17 protein-coding genes are annotated in these 19,639 nt (G+C 43.7%); 9 read left to right on the forward strand and 8 right to left on the reverse strand.

Annotation, left to right across the window (positions count from 1 at the left end; translation table 11 throughout):
* The first annotated feature begins 2 nt into the window (after positions 1-2).
* From murD to lpxC, 8 genes are all read left to right on the forward strand, one after another.
* Entirely contained in the window at positions 3-1,343 is a 1,341-nt protein-coding gene (murD, locus tag Q7674_RS08750; RefSeq protein ID WP_305423563.1) for a UDP-N-acetylmuramoyl-L-alanine--D-glutamate ligase, read from the forward strand.
* Complete coding sequence (gene ftsW, locus Q7674_RS08755; protein ID WP_439788120.1) at positions 1,343-2,653, forward strand: cell division protein FtsW; 1,311 nt, start codon at positions 1,343-1,345, stop codon at positions 2,651-2,653. The genes murD and ftsW overlap by 1 nt, the downstream gene beginning before the upstream one ends.
* Complete coding sequence (murG, locus tag Q7674_RS08760; protein WP_045063169.1) at positions 2,640-3,704, forward strand: undecaprenyldiphospho-muramoylpentapeptide beta-N-acetylglucosaminyltransferase; 1,065 nt, start codon at positions 2,640-2,642, stop codon at positions 3,702-3,704. The genes ftsW and murG overlap by 14 nt, the downstream gene beginning before the upstream one ends.
* Positions 3,705-3,719: 15 nt before the next feature.
* Positions 3,720-5,183 carry a UDP-N-acetylmuramate--L-alanine ligase gene (murC, locus tag Q7674_RS08765; RefSeq protein ID WP_045063168.1) on the forward strand — a complete coding sequence of 488 codons (1,464 nt, stop codon included), beginning with the start codon at positions 3,720-3,722 and terminating at the stop codon, positions 5,181-5,183.
* 276 nt (positions 5,184-5,459) lie between these two features.
* Positions 5,460-6,245 (forward strand): cell division protein FtsQ/DivIB, encoded by a 786-nt coding sequence (locus Q7674_RS08770; protein ID WP_023933622.1) that lies wholly within the window; start codon positions 5,460-5,462, stop codon positions 6,243-6,245.
* Between the two features lie 12 nt (positions 6,246-6,257).
* On the forward strand, positions 6,258-7,514 hold the full coding sequence (gene ftsA / locus Q7674_RS08775) for a cell division protein FtsA (RefSeq protein WP_023933620.1): 1,257 nt from the start codon (positions 6,258-6,260) through the stop codon (positions 7,512-7,514).
* A gap of 32 nt (positions 7,515-7,546) precedes the next feature.
* Positions 7,547-8,689 (forward strand): cell division protein FtsZ, encoded by a 1,143-nt coding sequence (ftsZ, locus tag Q7674_RS08780; RefSeq protein ID WP_008987911.1) that lies wholly within the window; start codon positions 7,547-7,549, stop codon positions 8,687-8,689.
* Positions 8,690-8,974: 285 nt separating this feature from the next.
* Positions 8,975-9,892 carry a UDP-3-O-acyl-N-acetylglucosamine deacetylase gene (gene lpxC / locus Q7674_RS08785; protein ID WP_305423568.1) on the forward strand — a complete coding sequence of 306 codons (918 nt, stop codon included), beginning with the start codon at positions 8,975-8,977 and terminating at the stop codon, positions 9,890-9,892.
* A 65-nt stretch (positions 9,893-9,957) separates the two neighbouring features.
* Here the strand turns inward: lpxC and Q7674_RS08790 are convergent, their stop codons facing one another.
* Positions 9,958-10,416: a DUF721 domain-containing protein gene (locus tag Q7674_RS08790; protein ID WP_045063167.1), complete on the reverse strand. Its 459-nt coding sequence runs from the start codon at positions 10,414-10,416 to the stop codon at positions 9,958-9,960.
* Positions 10,417-10,844: 428 nt separating this feature from the next.
* On the opposite strand from Q7674_RS08790, the gene secA reads away from it, so the two are divergent.
* Positions 10,845-13,577, forward strand: a complete 2,733-nt coding sequence (gene secA, locus Q7674_RS08795) for a preprotein translocase subunit SecA (RefSeq protein ID WP_045063166.1) — start codon at positions 10,845-10,847, stop codon at positions 13,575-13,577.
* Between the two features lie 89 nt (positions 13,578-13,666).
* On the opposite strand, the gene mutT is transcribed toward secA, so the two are convergent.
* The 7 genes from mutT to pilB form a co-directional block, all read right to left on the reverse strand.
* Positions 13,667-14,071 (reverse strand): 8-oxo-dGTP diphosphatase MutT, encoded by a 405-nt coding sequence (gene mutT, locus Q7674_RS08800; RefSeq protein ID WP_045063165.1) that lies wholly within the window; start codon positions 14,069-14,071, stop codon positions 13,667-13,669.
* Between the two features lie 4 nt (positions 14,072-14,075).
* The gene (yacG, locus tag Q7674_RS08805) at positions 14,076-14,297 is read right to left on the reverse strand and encodes a DNA gyrase inhibitor YacG (RefSeq protein ID WP_045063164.1); all 222 of its coding nucleotides are present in this window, start codon (positions 14,295-14,297) and stop codon (positions 14,076-14,078) included.
* A 7-nt stretch (positions 14,298-14,304) separates the two neighbouring features.
* Complete coding sequence (gene zapD / locus Q7674_RS08810; protein WP_045063163.1) at positions 14,305-15,051, reverse strand: cell division protein ZapD; 747 nt, start codon at positions 15,049-15,051, stop codon at positions 14,305-14,307.
* 64 nt (positions 15,052-15,115) lie between these two features.
* Positions 15,116-15,721: a dephospho-CoA kinase gene (gene coaE, locus Q7674_RS08815; protein WP_045063162.1), complete on the reverse strand. Its 606-nt coding sequence runs from the start codon at positions 15,719-15,721 to the stop codon at positions 15,116-15,118.
* Between the two features lie 3 nt (positions 15,722-15,724).
* Positions 15,725-16,594 carry a prepilin peptidase gene (locus Q7674_RS08820; RefSeq protein ID WP_045063161.1) on the reverse strand — a complete coding sequence of 290 codons (870 nt, stop codon included), beginning with the start codon at positions 16,592-16,594 and terminating at the stop codon, positions 15,725-15,727.
* An 88-nt stretch (positions 16,595-16,682) separates the two neighbouring features.
* Complete coding sequence (locus Q7674_RS08825; protein WP_305423573.1) at positions 16,683-17,906, reverse strand: type II secretion system F family protein; 1,224 nt, start codon at positions 17,904-17,906, stop codon at positions 16,683-16,685.
* Positions 17,907-17,950: 44 nt separating this feature from the next.
* Positions 17,951-19,636: a type IV-A pilus assembly ATPase PilB gene (gene pilB / locus Q7674_RS08830; RefSeq protein WP_045063159.1), complete on the reverse strand. Its 1,686-nt coding sequence runs from the start codon at positions 19,634-19,636 to the stop codon at positions 17,951-17,953.
* Positions 19,637-19,639: the final 3 nt, after the last annotated feature.

A 19,639-nucleotide genomic window follows, 5' to 3' on the forward strand; every position in this document is an offset into this window, starting at 1 on the left:
AAATGAAAGGCTTGGCAGGTGTGAATACGATCGTTGTGATCGGTCTAGGGATGACAGGGCTTTCTGTTGTTAATCATTTAATGCGTTTACCGCAATCATTGACCATCAAAGTGATTGATACCCGTGACAATCCACCTGACCAAGATCAACTGCCCGAGTCGGTAGCGTTATGCAGCGGGCAATGGAATACCGAATGGTTATTGTCCGCTGACATGATCATTGCAAGCCCAGGTATAGCATTAGCAACACCAGAGCTTGTACTCGCAGCTGAAGCAGGCGTAGAAATCATTGGTGATATCGAACTGTTTGCTCGTGAAGTTGATAAACCTGTCGTTGCGATCACTGGCTCTAATGGTAAAAGTACCGTAACGAGTCTAGTGGGAGAAATGGCGAAAGAAGCCGGTATTGATGTCGGTGTTGGCGGTAATATCGGCTTTGCTGCACTTGATATGCTAGCGCAGCAACATCAGTTATATGTGCTAGAGCTTTCTAGCTTTCAATTAGAAACGACATCCTCTCTTGAATTAACCGCTGCGGTTTATCTCAACCTTTCTGAAGATCACATGGATCGCTACCCTGGTGGATTAGCACAATATAGCCAAGCCAAAATGCGCATTTTTGATCATGCAAAGCTGGCTGTTTTCAATCGTGATGATTTAGCCACAAAACCGACTCAGTTTAGTGGATCGATGACAAGCTTTGGTTTTGATGAACAGGCTTATGGCATTGTTTTAGTCGATGGTAAAGAGTGGTTAGCTGTGAACGGCGAAGCAGTGATGGCGGTAGCCGACATTGCTTTAGTGGGGCGTCACAATGTTGCTAACTGTTTAGCGGCACTTGCGCTTGCTGATGCTGCAGGTATTCCGCGTGATGCATCATGTCGTGCAATGCAGCATTACACAGGCCTTGCGCACCGTTGCCAGTTGGCGGTTAATCGTCATGGAGTGCGCTGGGTCAATGATTCTAAAGCGACCAACCTTGCAAGTACCTTAGCAGCATTAAACGGTTTACAGCTTGAAGGGAAATTACACTTATTAATGGGTGGTGATAGCAAAGGTGCTGAGTTTAGTGAACTAAAACCGGTTCTCGCTGACTTAAACGTACAGCTTTATAGCTTTGGTCGCGATCGACACTTATTTGATGATGTAACTAGCAACGTTATCAGTGTTGAAACCATGAGCGAAGCAATGGAGCAAGTGAGCCGTACCGTCCAATCTGGCGATATGGTGTTGTTATCTCCTGCCTGTGCTAGTTGGGATCAATTTGCCAACTTTATGGCACGTGGTGATGCGTTTGTTGAGCAAGCGATTAAGTTACAAGATTCGGTTTCAGGAAATAGTTAATGTTTAAAATGATCCGTAATGGATTCGCTGCTGTGGGGGGCTGGTTTGTTAAACCAAGTAAGCCCTGTTTATATGATCGTCAATTAGTTTGGATTGCGATTGCATTGATGGTCACCGGTCTTGTGATGGTGACATCAGCTTCTGTACCTGTAGCGACACGCCTTACTGGCATTCCTTTTTATTTTGCTTATCGTCACGCTTTCTTTCTGGTTGGTGCCTTAGTGATCGCAGCCATTGTGCTGCAAGTTCCACTCACTCGATGGAAGCAGTTAAGTGTGCCGATGTTGTTTACATCGATAGTTCTACTGGCTGTCGTATTAATCATCGGTCGTTCAGTTAACGGTGCGGCACGTTGGATCCCACTGGGTATTTTTAACTTGCAGCCAGCCGAAGTGGCAAAGCTTTCCCTGTTTATTTTCCTCGCGGGTTACCTTGTTCGCCAGTACAACCAAGTTCGTGGTACTTTCATTGGCTTTTTAAAGCCGCTTGGCGTACTTGGTATTCTTTGTATGCTATTGTTGATGCAGCCGGACTTGGGTTCATCCGTGGTTATGTTTGTTGGTACTATCGGCATGCTATTTATTGCCGGTGCCAAGTTATGGCAATTCTTAATGATGTTAGGTACTGCACTCGTCGGCATTGCCTTTTTGATCATTTTAGAACCTTACCGTATGCGCCGTGTGACCTCGTTCCTTGACCCATGGCAAGATCCTTACGGTAGTGGTTACCAGCTTACCCAATCCTTAATGGCATTTGGTCGTGGTGAATGGTTTGGACAAGGGCTAGGTAACTCGATTCAGAAACTGGCTTACCTTCCTGAAGCACATACTGACTTCGTATTTGCCGTACTAGCAGAAGAGCTAGGGCTTGCAGGTGTGATTGTGGTTCTGTGCTTACTGTTTGCACTGGTTTATAAAGCCCTGATGATTGGACGTAAATGTCTTGAAACTGGTCAGCTATTTGGCGGTTTTCTTGCGTTTGGCTTTGGCTTTTGGTTTGCATTCCAAACTCTTGTAAACGTCGGTGCTGCAGTCGGCATTGTGCCAACCAAAGGTCTAACATTGCCGCTGATCAGTTACGGTGGTTCCAGTCTGTTTATTATGGCAGCTGCAGTTGCTATTTTGATCCGCATCGATTTTGAGCAGCGTATTGCCGCCAAATTTGAATCTGACGAGCCAGCTGAAGTGGATGACGAAGCGCTGGATAATATGGATGGTGCAGTCGAGCAAATTGCGATTGACCCAGAGGCTTTACTTGATGGGCCTACTCAATTAGAGAACGATAAAAAAGACGCTCATGACAAAGAATAAACGTTTATTAGTAATGGCAGGTGGCACTGGTGGTCACGTTTTTCCAGGGCTTGCCGTTGCACAGAAATTACAGCAAGAAGGCTGGGAGATCCGCTGGCTAGGTACCGCAGATCGTATGGAAGCCGATTTAGTACCAAAGCATGGTATTGAAATTGATTTCATTAAAGTAAAAGGCTTACGTGGTCAAGGTGTACTGCGCTTACTGACAGCGCCTTTTAAAATTGTTGGTGCGATTTTACAAGCCCGTAAATACATCAAAGCATGGCAACCTGATGTTGTGCTTGGTATGGGGGGGTATGTGAGTGGCCCTGGCGGCGTCGCAGCATGGTTATCAGGTGTACCAGTTGTACTGCATGAGCAAAATGCAGTAGCAGGTTTAACTAACCAATGGCTATCTAAAATTGCAGCTAAAGTACTGCAAGCCTTCCCTGGTGCATTCCCAAACAAAGAAGTGGTGGGAAACCCTGTACGCCATGATGTCACTGTCTTGGCCGCACCTACAGAACGTTTTGCTGAACGCACTGGTCCTATTCGCATTCTAGTGATGGGTGGCAGTCAAGGTGCACGTATTTTGAACCAAACTATGCCAGAAGTGGCGAAAGTGTTAGGTGATAGCGTGACGATTTGGCATCAAGCGGGTAAAGGCAATCAACAATCTACCGATCAAGCTTATACCGAGCAAACTTCTACCCCACATAAAGTCACCGAGTTCATCGATGATGTTGCCGCTGCCTACAGCTGGGCAGATCTGGTTGTTTGTCGCTCAGGCGCATTAACGGTTTCAGAACTATCGGCAGCAGGTGTGGGCGCTATTTTTGTTCCATTTATGCATAAAGATCGCCAGCAAGCATTAAACGCAGATCATCTGGTGCAGTGTGGCGCAGCAAAAATGATAGAACAAATGGATCTGACCGTGTCAGGTTTAGCTCAAGAAATACAACAATTAGATCGTCATGCGTTAGAGCAAATGGCATGTGCAGCACGTGATGCTGCCATCATTGATGCTGATGAACGTGTGGCGACTGTGATCAAATCACTGGCAAAAAATTAAGACGGGAACAAAGTGATGAGTAAACTGGATAACCAGCAATTAGCAAAAATTCGTACAATGGTGCCTGAGATGCGCCGTGTAGAGCGAATTCACTTTGTTGGCATTGGTGGAGCAGGCATGAGCGGTATTGCTGAAGTGCTTGTTAACGAAGGCTACCGTATCAGTGGTTCTGATATTGCGCCTAATGCTGTGACTAACCGTTTAACGGCAAAAGGTGCAGAGATCTTCTTTGGTCACTCAGCTGAAAACGTACAAGGTGCAAGTGTTGTTGTTGCATCAACAGCTATTAGCAAAGAAAACCCTGAGCTAATGGCGGCAACAGAACTTCGTATTCCAGTGGTTCGCCGTGCTGAAATGTTGGCAGAGCTAATGCGTTACCGTCATGGTATTGCGATTGCGGGAACACACGGTAAAACCACAACAACGGCGCTTACGACACAGATTTATTCTGAAGCAGGCTTAGATCCAACGTTTGTTAACGGTGGTTTGGTGAAAAGTGCAGGTACTAATGCACGTTTAGGTTGTAGCCGTTACTTGATTGCAGAAGCGGATGAAAGTGATGCGTCGTTCTTGCACTTACAGCCTATGGTGTGTGTAGTTACTAACATCGAAGCCGACCATATGGATACTTATGGCGGCGATTTTGAAGTATTAAAGCAAACCTTCATTGATTTCCTACATAATTTGCCATTCTATGGTTTAGCCGTAATGTGTATTGATGATCCAGTGGTACGTGAATTATTACCACGAGTGGGTCGTCCAATGCTGACGTATGGTTTTGCAGAAGATGCTGACGTTCGTTTGGTTAACTACACTCAAACAGGTCAACAAGGCCACTTTACAGTTCAACGTAAAGGTAAGCCTGAGCTGGATATTACGTTAAATATTCCTGGTAAACACAATGCATTGAATGCGACCGCTGCAATTGCTGTTGCAACGGAAGAAGGTGTTGATGATGACGCTATCTTACGTGCATTAGTTGAGTTTGAAGGCACTGGTCGTCGCTTTGATCATTTAGGTGAATTTGAAACGGGCAATGGTAAAGTGATGCTGGTGGATGATTACGGTCACCACCCAAGCGAAGTCGATGTAACGATCAAAGCCGCACGTGCTGGTTGGGAAGATAAGCGCTTAGTAATGATCTTCCAGCCGCACCGTTATAGCCGTACTCGGGATTTATACGATGATTTTGCAAATGTGCTTGATCAAGTCGATGTGCTGGTTATGCTAGATGTTTATGCTGCAGGCGAAGCGCCAATCGCTGGTGCCGATGGTCGAGCATTGTGTCGAACTATTCGTTCTCGCGGTAAGATTGATCCTATTTTCGTACCAGAAAAAGAAGAATTACCCGCGGTATTGGCGAATATTATTCAAAATGATGATTTAGTTTTGACACAAGGTGCAGGTGATGTCGGCAAAATAGCGCGTCAGCTTGCAGAAATGAAGCTAAATATCGAGATCATGCAAAAAGACGTATAAGTTTGTTATAACGTCAAGCATTCACCTGTAAGTAAATGGTAATGACTGGCTATGGATTGGTTACACAATAGCCAGTTATGCTATTTTTTTCGGTATTTGAGTAGATATACACAAAATTATTCTCAGGTTATGCGCGGAAAACGCTTAATGAGTGTTGGAGTGGGTCGAGTTGCTCGGTATAATCGTTCAACTTTGCTTATTATACCTGAGATAGCTGACAGCTTATTTTTACCGCAAGGTTGGATAAAGCTGAAATGGTAAGGCGAATAGTAAACAATGACTGAAGAAGTCTTAGACCAAGAGCATGTACTCCCATCTCCAAAAAAGCGTTCGCGCTGGGGAGGATTGGCGTTTTTCATCTTTGTCATTGGTTTCACGGTTTGGTTATTCAGTGCTACAAAAGATTGGATGACGGATACTAACCGACTGCCTTTGTCACAATTAGTGATTCAGGGGCAATTGCATTATCTAACCAAAGACAATGTACGCCAGGCAATATTAACTATCGATCATCTTGGCACCTTTATGACCCAAGATGTGGATACAATTCAGGCGCATTTAGAAGCGCTACCTTGGGTAGCTCATGCTTCTGTTCGTAAACAATGGCCTGACACAATAAAAGTTTTCATTGTGGAAAACCAACCAGTAGCGCAATGGGATCATAAATATTTGGTCAACACTGATGGTCAAGTATTTAAAGCGCCTGCTGAGCAAGTTGCCGATCTGAACCTTGCTAATCTATCTGGCCCTGAGGCGAGTAGTCCCGAGGTATTAGCAGCCTTGCGAGAAATGCGTCCCTTATTGAAAAACGCTGGCTTAAGTATCGCGTCGTTATCATTAAATGAACGTCGAGCTTGGCGGATACTATTATCGAATGGAATAACGCTCGAGTTGGGTCAAGAGGCTCGAATGGAGCGTCTTAAGCGTTTTATCGAAATTTATCCAGAACTCGTAAAACTGGATAGACCGATAGAATATGTGGATTTGCGTTATGATACTGGCGCAGCTGTGGGTTGGAAAACAATACCGGAACATGATGCTCATGTATCGGCTACCAAATAAGAGCGTGTGTTAATGACTAAGGCTGCAGATCAAAAACTTATCGTTGGTCTTGATATCGGCACATCCGAAGTTACGGCTTTGGTTGGGGAAGTGCTGCCTGATAACACAGTAAATGTTATCGGTATGGGAAGCAGTCCGTCACGCGGAATGGATAAAGGCGGGGTAAATGACCTCGAATCAGTGGTTAAGTCAGTTCAACGTGCTGTTGATAAAGCTGAGTTAATGGCTGAGTGCCAAATCAGTTCCGTGTACCTGTCGCTATCAGGTAAACATATTAGTTGCCAAACAGAAAATGGCATGGTGCCTATTTCTGAAAAAGAAGTGACTCAAGACGACGTCGACAATGTTATTCATACGGCGAAGTCAGTAAAATTAAGCGATGAACAACGAACGTTACATGTAATTCCTCAGGAATTTGCTATTGATTATCAAGAGGGCATCAAAAACCCTGTTGGTTTATCTGGGGTTCGTATGGAAGCCAGTGTCCATTTGATTACATGTCATAATGACATGGCGAAAAACATCGTGAAAGCAGTAGAGCGTTGTGGTCTAACGGTTGATCATCTGATTTTCTCAGGATTGGCCTCAAGCTACGCTGTACTGACACCAGATGAGCGAGAGCTAGGCGTATGCGTGGTCGATATCGGCGGCGGTACGATGGATCTGGCTATTTGGTCTGGTGGCGCATTGCGTCATGCGGAAGTAATTCCGTATGCGGGTAATGTGGTTACCAGTGATATTGCTTATGCATTTGGTACACCACCGGGTGACGCTGAAGATATTAAAGTGAAATACGGTTGTGCACTAAGTGAATTGGTGAGTAAAGATGCTAAAGTTGATGTTCCTAGTGTGGGAGGTCGACCATCGCGCAGCTTGCAAAGCCAAACACTGGCAGAAGTGATAGAGCCTCGTTACAGTGAATTGCTGGGGCTGGTTAATCAAAAGCTGTTAACAGTACAAGAACAGTTGCGTGAAGCGGGTGTCAAACACCACTTAGCCGCGGGCATCGTCCTAACCGGGGGCGCTGCACAAATGGAAGGTTTAACTGAGTGCGCTGAGCGAGTTTTCCGTCACCAAGTGCGTATTGGTCAACCTTTAGAGTTAAGTGGCTTAACTGACTATGTTCAGGCCCCGACTTACGCAACCGCAGTAGGATTACTGCACTACGGAAAGGACAGTCAATCATTTGATGAAAATGAATTAGAGCCAAAACGTTCGGTTTCTGGTTTATTTTCTCGAATTAGTGGTTGGTTAAAAAAAGAATTTTAAACCTGATGCGAACAGGATAACGGAGAGAACACATGTTTGAACCGATGATGGAAATGTCTGATGAAGCTGTAATTAAGGTCATTGGCGTTGGCGGCGGCGGCGGTAATGCTGTCGATCACATGGTACGTGAATCTATCGAAGGCGTTCAGTTCATTAGTGTAAACACTGATGCACAAGCCCTACGTAAAACAAGCGTAAGTACAGTTATTCAAATCGGTGGTGATATCACTAAAGGTTTGGGTGCGGGTGCTAACCCACAAGTGGGTCGTGATTCTGCGCTAGAAGACCGTGAAGCAATCAAGAAAGAGCTTGAAGGCTCTGACATGATCTTCATTGCAGCGGGTATGGGCGGTGGTACTGGTACAGGTGCTGCTCCAATCATTGCAGAAGTGGCAAAAGAGCTAGGTATTCTTACTGTTGCGGTGGTGACTAAACCATTTAGCTTCGAAGGTAAGAAGCGTATGGCATTTGCTGAGCAAGGTATCGATGAGCTTTCTAAGCACGTTGACTCATTAATCACGATTCCAAACGAGAAGCTACTTAAAGTACTTGGTCGTGGTATCACATTACTTGACGCATTTGCAAAAGCAAACGACGTTCTTAAGAACGCTGTTCAAGGTATTGCAGAGCTAATTACGCGTCCTGGTATGATCAACGTCGACTTTGCTGACGTTCGTACAGTGATGTCTGAAATGGGTCATGCGATGATGGGTAGCGGTGTTGCTTCTGGTGATGACCGTGCTGAAGAAGCGGCAGAAATGGCTATTTCAAGCCCACTTCTTGAAGATATCGATCTAGCTGGCGCGCGTGGTGTTCTTGTTAACATCACTGCTGGTATGGATATGCGTCTAGACGAATTTGAAACTGTGGGTAACACAGTGAAAGCATTCGCATCTGACAACGCAACTGTTGTTATTGGTACTTCTCTAGACCCAGAGATGACTGATGAACTACGTGTAACTGTAGTTGCAACAGGTATCGGCAAAGAAGTGAAGCCAGACATTACGCTAGTAACATCATCTAAGCCTGTTCAAGCTGCTGTAGCACAAGAAAAAACTGTTGCTGCAGAAGAGAAAACAGTAACTAACAATGATGGTCAAGCGACTGCGGCTAAGCCTCAAGCAGATCATGATTACTTAGATATTCCTGCGTTTTTGCGTAAACAAGCTGATTAATATCTATAGTTAATAGGGTAAAACTGCTTTAACGCAAAAAGTAAAAAGGTGATGGCATATTTATGTGACAACCATTTTACTGGAACCATAAGTTAATCAGTTAATTAGCGGTGCCTTTTGAGCTTATTCGAGGGCACTGATTTATCTTATTTGCAAATTATTTTGGATATTTAGTAGCTTATGGTATTATTTATGCCCATTTCGAAGATTAATAGTTGATAATGGGTTTTATTTAGCTTAGTTGCTTTATAACAAAAGTTTGTTTAACAGTTGAGATATGAGCAGATGATCAGACAACGTACACTTAAAAGCATTGTGCAAACGACCTATGTGGGTCTCCACTCTGGGCGTAAAGTGACGCTTACTCTACGTCCTGCGGCCGCTAATACTGGCGTGATTTATCGTCGCACGGATCTAAATCCACCTGTGGATTTTCCTGCTAATGCAGATTCTGTCCGCGACACCATGCTATGTACAGCTCTTGTAAATGAAGAGGGCGTGCGTATTTCTACGGTTGAGCACTTGAATGCAGCACTAGCAGGTATGGGTATCGATAATGTTATTATCGAAGTAAACGCACCAGAAATTCCAATTATGGATGGTAGTGCGAGCCCATTTATCTACCTGCTTCAATCTGCGGGTATTGAAACGTTGAATACGCCAAAGCGTTTTCTTCGAATCAAAAAGCCTGTTCGCATTGAAGATGGCGACAAGTGGGCGGAGCTCGTTCCTTACAACGGTTTCCGTCTAGATTTTGCTATCGAGTTTAACCACCCTGCGATTGAATCAGATCAGCAGCGTCTAGTGTTAGATTTTTCAAGCCAGTCTTTTGTTAAAAATATTAGCCGCGCGCGTACCTTTGGTTTCATGCGTGATATCGAGTATCTACAATCACAAAACTTATGTTTAGGTGGTAGTTTCGATAATGCTATCGTACTGGACGATTACCGCATCCTGAATGATGACGGCTTACGTTTTGACAATGAGTTAGTAACCCACAAAGTATTAGACGCCATTGGTGACTTATACATGTGTGGTCACAACATCATTGGTGAAATGCGCGCTTATAAATCAGGTCATGCGTTAAATAACAAGTTGTTACGTGCAGTATTAGCAGATCAAGAAGCTTACGAGTGGTCTACCTTTGAAGATGAGCAGCAAGTACTGATTACTTTTGCTCAACCAGGTATGGTTCTCGCTTAATACCATTGCGAAGCAAGAATTAAAAAAACGCCGAACTTCATGTTCGGCGTTTTTGTATCTATTCATTACTGTCTTTTCTTCATAGCCAATTGTGCCAGCCGTTCTAATCGCTTTTTTACTTTATCTGGTGCAGTTGCCGCTGTTGCTAATAAGTGTTGTGCGGCTACATCAGAAATTGGTTTTTGCACAATATCAGGGATCTTATTCTGTTTTTGCTCTTGAATCGCAGCAAGTGCGGGGTTGACCTTAATTTCAATGTCTTGCAATTTGGGTAACAGCTTTTCTCTTAGCTTCATGATCAGTTGATGACGCTCATAATTGAGTCGCATCGACCATGCCGCAGAGGCAGTTTCAATAATCAATATCCCCTGACGGTAATTACTCACACGACAATGTTCAGTACCATTGACATGTTGTTTTACTGCTTTATTAAGCTGACTTAATGCAATCGCGCGTTGCTGAATATTATTAAGTCCAGTTTCTTCTAAAATATCACCCGTAGTTTGCGGACGATGATCTCTCATGGCTTGTGATCCTAGGTAATGCAGTCAGATAGAGTAAAATTTTGCGGATATGATCCTAATTTTGCGAATATAAAAAGCGCTCTGGCCGCTTTTCCCATAGGCGATGACACTATTATGACTTATTATATCATTCATATAGGTTAATATATCTGGAAAGATGTGCCTGTTTGCGTTGTGACTTAATTCGCTGTAATTAAGTTATCAATAGTTTTTCCTCTTCATTGTTTACGGTTATTACAAAACAACCCTTGAAAAAAGAACTGTTCGACGCAATATCAGGTACTACACAGTTTCAGGAATATCCTCTTAGTCACCATTGTGGCGATTCTAGTGGGACAGGGATTGCTTAAGGTCCCCCAGAGAATGAAACCAAGATTAAGCGATTCAGCAATAGAACGCTGATATAACAAAGAGAAAACGGCATCGCCATGTTATCAAAACTACTGACTAAAATTATCGGTAGCCGTAACGACCGCACTCTGCGTCGTATGCGCAAAATTGTTGATCAAATCAATAAGCTAGAACCTCAATTTGAAAGCCTGCAAGATCATGAGCTGCAAGCAAAAACAGCTGAATTTCGTGAGCGTTTAGATCAAGGCGAAACGCTAGATCAACTATTACCGGAAGCCTTCGCGACAGTTCGTGAAGCATCAAAACGTATTTACGGTATGCGTCACTTCGATGTCCAGCTGCTAGGCGGTATGGTACTGAATGACTGTAAAATTGCAGAAATGCGTACAGGTGAAGGTAAAACCTTAACAGCTACCTTGCCTTCATACCTTAATGCCTTAACAGGCAAAGGTGTTCACATCGTAACAGTGAACGACTACCTTGCGGCACGTGACGCAGAAACTAACCGTGCGTTATTTGAATTCCTTGGCATGACTGTTGGCGTAAACGTACCTAACATGGCACCGCATGCTAAGAAAGAAGCTTACGCTGCTGATGTACTTTACGGTACAAACAATGAGTTTGGCTTTGACTATTTGCGCGATAACATGGCATTCCGCCCAGAAGATCGTGTTCAACGTGAACGCTTCTTCGCTGTTGTCGATGAGGTTGACTCAATCTTAATCGATGAAGCACGTACCCCTCTTATCATTTCAGGCCCTGCTGAAGATAGCTCTGAAATGTACATCAAAGTTAACGCACTGATCCCACAACTTGTTCGCCAAGATAAAGAAGACAGCGAAGAATACCGTGGTGAAGGTCACTACACCGTTGATGAAAAATCAAAACAAGCGCACTTAACTGAAAATGGTCAAGAGTTCGTTGAAGAGTTATTAATCAAAAATGGCTTGATGGCTGAGCACGATACCCTGTACTCACCTGCGAACATTAGCTTGCTACACCACGTTAATGCTGGCTTACGTGCACACGTACTATTTGAAAAAGACGTTGATTACATCGTTCAAGACGACGAAGTTATCATCGTTGACGAACACACTGGTCGTACAATGCCAGGTCGTCGTTGGTCTGAAGGTCTTCACCAAGCGGTTGAAGCGAAAGAAGGCGTGAAGATCCAAAATGAAAACCAAACGCTAGCGTCTATCACATTCCAGAACTACTTCCGTTTATACGAAAAACTTTCTGGTATGACAGGTACGGCAGATACTGAAGCGTTTGAATTCCAGTCTATCTATGGTCTAGATACAGTTGTTCTTCCAACTAACCGTCCTATGGCGCGTATCGATAACGGCGATTTAGTCTACATGACTGAAGCTGAGAAATTCGCAGCAATTAGCCAAGATATCAAAGAGCGTGTAGGCAATGGTCAGCCATGTCTTGTAGGTACAGTATCGATTGAAAAATCTGAGCTGCTATCTAACGCACTGAAGAAAGAAGGCATTAAGCACAACGTACTGAATGCTAAATTCCACGAAAAAGAAGCGGATATCATTGCAGAAGCGGGTGCCCCAGGTGCGGTAACTATCGCAACTAACATGGCAGGTCGTGGTACCGATATCATGCTAGGTGGTTCGTGGAAGACGGATGTTGAGAAATTAGACAACCCAACAGAAGAGCAAATCGCGAACATTAAAGCGAAGTGGCAAGAAAAGCACGACGCTGTTTTAGCTTCTGGTGGTCTACACATCATTGGTACTGAGCGTCACGAATCTCGTCGTATTGATAACCAGTTACGTGGTCGTGCAGGTCGTCAGGGTGATGCTGGTTCATCTCGTTTCTACCTATCAATGGAAGATGGCTTAATGCGTATCTTCGCATCTGATCGTGTATCAGGCATGATGAAGAAGCTTGGTATGGAAGAAGGTGAAGCGATTGAGCATCCATGGGTATCAAAAGCGATTGAAAACGCACAACGTAAAGTTGAAGGTCGTAACTTTGATATTCGTAAGCAGCTGCTTGAATTTGATGACGTAGCGAATGACCAACGTAAAGTGGTTTACGAACTACGTGATGAGTTAATGCAAGCTGATGATATCAGCGAAATGATCGAGCATAACCGCGAAGACGTATTAAACGCGTTGATGGATAGCTACATTCCACCTCAATCACTTGAGGAAATGTGGGATATCGAAGGTTTAGAAACGCGTCTGAAAGAAGATTACGATCTTGAGCTTCCTATCCAGCACTGGCTTGATACTGAAGACAAACTTTACGAAGAAGCGCTACGTGAGCGTATCGTAGAGAAAGCACTAGAAGTATACCGCGAGAAAGAATCTGTTGTGGGTGCTGAAGTGTTACGTAACTTCGAGAAGACTGTGATGCTACAGAACCTTGATACGCTATGGAAAGAACACTTAGCGGCAATGGATCACCTGCGTCAAGGTATTCACCTACGTGGTTACGCGCAGAAGAACCCGAAACAAGAGTACAAGCGTGAGTCGTTTGAACTGTTTGAAGAAATGCTTGATAACTTGAAGAGTGATGTTATCTCGATCCTAAGTAAGGTTCGTGTACAGCAGCAAGAAGAAGTTGATCGCATGGAAGAAGAGCGTCGTCAAATGGCAGAAATGCTAGCACGTCGCCAACAGTTCGAGCATCAAAGTGCTGAAAACCAAATTGTAGATGAATCATCACAAGAAGCAGGTGAGTCTCAAGGTACTTATGAGCGTGAAGAGCGCAAAGTAGGTCGTAATGAGCCTTGTCCTTGTGGTTCTGGCAAGAAGTACAAGCAATGTCACGGTAAGATCAGCTAAGATTTTATCCTGATAATAAAAAAGTCGCTCTCGGGCGACTTTTTTGTTGCTTATTTTTCGCGTTAATTTACTTATTTGTAAGTAAATGATTAAGCGAAACAGCGTTGGATTTTTTCAAGTACTGGGGTATTGGCCTCTGGGAAGGCATAATCCGCGAGTTGGCTTATCGCCACCCATTCGCCCGGTTGTCCCTCTTTACCAAAAGCTTCACCATTAAATTGGTGAATAAGAAAGAAATCAAACTTAAGTGATTTATCTGGATAGTCATGAGCAAGGGCGATAAAAGGCTCAACCTTTATTGCTTCAATACCGACTTCTTCATGTAATTCACGGATCACTGCTTGCTCTGCCGTTTCGCCTGCTTCGACTTTACCGCCAGCAAACTCCCAGAATCCACCCTGATGGGCTTTATCTGCACGTCGAGTAATAAAGATATGCTTTTTATCACTATCTAAAATAATGCCCGCAGCAATCCAAATTTGCTTTTTATCCATGTGATCAGTAACCCATATCTTCAGACCAGCCATCAGAATCAGACAGATCTGGTGCGCCTGGAATTGATTTTTCTTCGTCTGCCCATTCACCTAAATCGATAAGTTGGCAACGCTTACAGCAAAAAGGACGAAATGGACTCTGCTCACCCCATACCACATCAGTTTTACAGGTTGGACATTTCACGACAGTGATATTGTCGTTGGTATTGGTTGTAGATTGAGACACAAAAACCTCAGCAAATAGCTAGTTTGAATTCAAGATCACTTGCAACAGGTTCACCTTCGGTAAAAGGTGAAAAACGGATAGCAAAGCGATTACGGTGTCCCGATATCATAGGATAAACGCCGTCTTCAGCGCAAATTTCTAGCCTTAGTAAACAAGCATCTTCAGCATCGTATTGGAAGAAGCCATTACGGGCATGATGAGTTTTATATTGCGCTGTTTCCCTAATCAATTTTAGCCACAGGTTTAAGGCGTCTTGCAGTTCGTCTAACTCACCAAGCCATGCTCTCATCGCACTTTGCTTTTCTTCATTAGGCAGGTGTAGCCAGTGATGCAGTGAAGGAAGATCGAAACAGCAGCTGCCACCAGGGATAGAAAAGCGTTGTTTAATACTGGAAAGGAAACGATCTTCACGCAGGCTTTGACCTAAACGTGGTGATGAAATTAGAGCTTTGTGGGCTTGCTCCATGGCATCGATCATTTGCTGTAGTGCATATTCATCGACACCATCGATATTGAGCCAGCTTTTTAATTGTTGGCGCTGTTTATCAATGTCTTTTGCTAGATCAGTTTTGACTTGGACTTGATCAAGGATCTCTAGCAAATCAAACAGTGCATTAAAGAAGATTTTATATTGCCATGGATCGTTTTGGTTACTGCTGTGCTGCATTTGTCGCAAGAGATAATCAAGACGTAAATAGATACGGACTTTCTCCGTTAAAGGGTGTTCATAGCGCGTGATTTGCGAAGTTTGCATAAGGGGATTACCAAACAGGAACCAAGTTAAGAATAAGAATTATCAGTGGTTAGACAAAATATTACTACTGATCTTGGCTCATTTTGAGATATTGCAGGTGAAGTTGCTCTACTTGCGAAACAAGGGCTTTATTATCGCCATTGTTAGTGATGACATCATCAGCGGCATCAAGTCGTTGATCGCGAGAAGCTTGGCTCGCCAATATGTTTTTGATCTGCTCAACAGAGACATTGTCACGTTGCTGGGTACGCTCTATTTGTACCTGTTCGTCCACATCAACAACCAGTAAACGGTTAGTCATAGTTTGCAGATTATTTTCCACCATCAGTGGAACAACCAAAAGGCAATAAGGGGATTGGCTTTGGTTGATGTCTTGCTGCATTTTTTCGCGGATCAATGGATGAAGTAAATTATTCAGCCATGCCTTTAACTCTGGTTGGCTAAAAATAGCATCACGTAACTTGGCACGATTTAACGTACCATCTTCAAGTAAGATCTCTTTGCCACATTTTTCAATAATGGCATTTAGGCCAAAGGTGTTGGGTTCAACCACTTCTCGAGCGACAATATCAGCATCAACAATATCGATGCCGTAGGTGTCTGCAAAAAGGTTAGCAACCGTGGTTTTACCGCTACCAATACCACCTGTTAGGCCAATAACAAGGCTCATTAATTACATTCCTAAGTATGATGTTAAATACCAGTCGATAATTGGTGTGCCCCAAAGCATTGCGATCCATCCAGCAATAGCAAGGTAAGGGCCAAATGAGAATGGCGTTTGGTTATCAGCGTCTTGCATCTTAAGTAATACAAGGCCACATAGCGCACCGACAAGAGATGATAATAACACAACGAAAGGCAGTAATTGCCAGCCAAGCCATGCACCTAATGCGGCAAGTAGTTTGAAGTCACCGTAGCCCATGCCATCTTTTTTAGTTAGCAGTTTAAATACCCAGAACACACTCCACAGCGATAAATAACCAGCCATCGCACCGATCACTGAATCGGTTAGCGATACAGGACTAATACCAGCTACCGATAATAAGATACCCGTCCACATTAATGGCAAGGTGATTTGATCGGGCAGTAGCATTTTATCGATATCGATAAAGGTTAGTGCGATTAACGCGAAGGTAAAAAAGATCACTGCCAGTGACCACCAAGATGGTGGCAACATTAATGATACGGTTAAGCTCATTGCAGCTGTCAGTAACTCAATAGCAGGGTAGCGTTTACTGATCGGTGCTTTGCATTCTTTGCATTTGCCGCCAAGTACTAGCCAACTGATCACTGGAATATTTTCTAGCGCGCTAATAGCATGATTACAGTGCGGGCAGCGTGAACGTGGCACACTCAAATTAAATACACTGTCGTTTTGCTCTGCGTTGATTTCAGGGAAACACTCTTGGCATTCCTGACGCCATTGACGCTCCATCATGATAGGCAGGCGATAGATCACCACGTTTAAAAAGCTACCGACAAGCAAACCAAAAATAACGGCAAAAAGAGGGTAAAGCCAAGGGTAATAATCAAGTACTGCCATGAGAGGATCTCTTAAAAATGATGAAGTTATTGTAAGGCAATCGGCTAGGTGATCCTAGCCGATGGGAGGGGAGATAAGTAAAAAAGAATTAACCGATAACACTCATTAAGGTGAAAATTGGCATATACATCGCTACCAGTAAGCCACCGATCAAGCCACCCAGAATAATGATGATGAAAGGCTCTAAAATTTGATCAAGGTTATCAACGGTATTATCGACATCTGCTTCATAGATTTGCGCCATTTTATTGAGCATGTCATCAAGCGCACCAGATTCTTCACCGATCATTACCATTTGCAGCATAAGCTCTGGAAAAACGCCCGACTGACGTAGTGCTAAATACAAAGGCATACCGCCAGCGGTACTTTCATAAACTTCTTCAATGGCTCTTTCAATGTATAAGTTGCCACAGGTTCTCCCTGCTGATTGAATACCTGATAGCAGCGGAATACCTGCCATAAAAGTAGTAGCTAAAGTGCGGGCAAAACGGGCAATGGTGGCTTTGAGTAATACATCACCAAAGATAGGCAGTTTTAATACAAACTTATTGGATTTATAGCGAAAATCGTCCGACTTCTTATAAAAATAACGGTAGAGAAAAACAATCGATGCAATACCTATTGCCATATAGGTGCCATAGGCAATAAGAAAGTCTGATGCATGCATGACGATTTGAGTAAAGAAAGGCAATTCAGCGCCAAAGCTTGAAAATATCTGGGCAAATTGCGGGATAACAAAAACCAGCATTAGAACAGTTACCAGCACAGCCGTTAGCATCACCATGGATGGGTAAATCATGGCTTTGATGACTTTTTTACGCATGGCTTCGTTTTTTTCACGGTAAACTGCAATACGGGCAAAGACTTGCCCGAGGTGACCAGTTTGCTCACCAGTTGCTACTAAATCACAGTAGAATTTATCAAATAGTGGCGAGCTAGAGCGCATGGCACTGGAAAGGGAAGCGCCTGATTCTACTTGGGTGGTGATTTGCAATAAGGTGGCGCGCATTTCAGCTTTGTTATAACTGCTTGCCATTAATTGCAAGGCTTGAACAACAGGAACACCGGATTCAATCATGGTGGCAAGCTGGCGGGTGACTGCGGTGACATCTTCCCCTTTCATTTGGTCGCGCATTTTTGCCAAAATCGAAGGCGAGGTTTTCTTTATTTTCTTAATAATGATCTTTTGTTCAAGCAGTTGTTGGCGAACTTCCTGTTCTTGAAAGCCTAATGTTGTGCCTGAAACTTTACGCCCTGCTTGGTTGGTTCCACGCCAGTTGTAATAGCGAATTTTAGTGGCAGCTGTACTCATAAGCGGGACTCTCTATTAATATCCATATCAAAAGAAAATTATTATTAAAGCTGTAATACACGTTGCAGTTCAGATAGGCTAGTTACGCCTTCAAGTAACTTTTCGATGCCTGAATCTTTTAAGCGTTGCATACCTTGTTTAACAGCAATATCTTCGAGTTGTAATGCAGTGGCATTTGCCATTAAGGCTTCGGCTATTTCGCGGCTAAATACCATCACTTCATAAATACCGACACGTCCGGTATAGCCTTTATTACAATCATCACAACCTGCATTGTTGGCTTGATAAACCGTGGTATTGAGCGGCACGTTTAAACGCTGGCAAGTGATTTCATCTAGCGGGTGAGGGTGTTTACAGCTTTTACATAAACGACGGGCAAGACGCTGGGCAATGATTAAACTCAGCGATGAAGCAAGGTTAAAATCTTCCACTCCCATATTGGTTAAACGGGTAATGGTTTCGGCTGCAGAGTTAGTATGTAGGGTAGACAATACCAAGTGACCAGTTTGGGCGGCTTTTACGGCAATAGAGGCGGTTTCTAAATCACGGATCTCACCGACCATCACGATGTCAGGATCTTGGCGTAGAAATGAACGCAGCGCATCGGCAAAGCTTAAACCGACTTGCTGATTAATTTGTACTTGGTTAATACCGGGTAAGTTAATTTCCACCGGATCTTCGGCGGTAGAAATATTGCGCTCATCGGTATTTAAAATATTGAGCCCGGTATAAAGCGAAACAGTTTTACCACTACCAGTAGGGCCTGTAATTAATATCATCCCCTGTGGGCGTTCAAGGGCAGTTAAATAATCGGATTTTTGCTTGTCGTTGTAACCGAGAATATTGATATCAAGATTTGCCGAAGAGCTATCTAATATTCGCAGTACCACTTTTTCACCCCACAGGGTTGGTAGGGTAGAGACACGCAAATCTATCGCTAAGGTATCTGATAGTTTTAACTTGATACGTCCGTCTTGCGGTTGGCGACGTTCGGCAATGTTGAGCTTTGACATCACCTTCAAACGAGTTGATAAACGGCGTGACAAACTCGCAGGTGGCGTTAAATGCTGGTGCAGTATACCGTCACAGCGAAAACGAATCCGGTAGTTATGCTCGTAGGGTTCAAAGTGAATATCAGAGGCTTTACGACGCACGGCATCTAATAATACTTGGTTGATGTAACGGGTTACAGGTGCACTGTCTTGGGTTAAATCTGTCGCTTCATCAAGCTCGGCATCGTTGATATCAACCAGCTCACCTAAATCGGCGTCACTGACTTGTTTGCTATGGCTAGTTTCACCAATATCGCTACCGTAAACACGGCGAATGGCAGATTCTAATTGTTTGTTTTCTAAAATTAGAAACTCAACAGTTTTACCTACCGCAAAACGAAATTCGTCTTGCGCATCCATATTGGTGGGATCGCTGACGCCCAAAAATAAGCTATTGGCATCTTGGGTTAGCGGTAGGGCGCGGTGGCGCAGTACTAATTCACGTTGGTAAACACTTTGACAGCAACCATCATAGTCGTAGTGGTGAACATCGACTTTTTGTAGCCCAAATAAATTAGCTAGGTTATCGGCTAAATCTAGGTCATTAAGTATGCCTAAACGGGTTAAGGCGGTCGGGACGTTAATCCCTTCCGCCGTCACAAACTCGACCACTTGTTGTTCTTGCTCTGGGCTAATTAAATTAGCTTGAGCTAAGATAGAAGCGAGGTTGGTTTGCATACA

It is taken from the genome of Photobacterium leiognathi (genome assembly GCF_030685535.1).
Lineage (GTDB): Bacteria > Pseudomonadota > Gammaproteobacteria > Enterobacterales > Vibrionaceae > Photobacterium > Photobacterium leiognathi.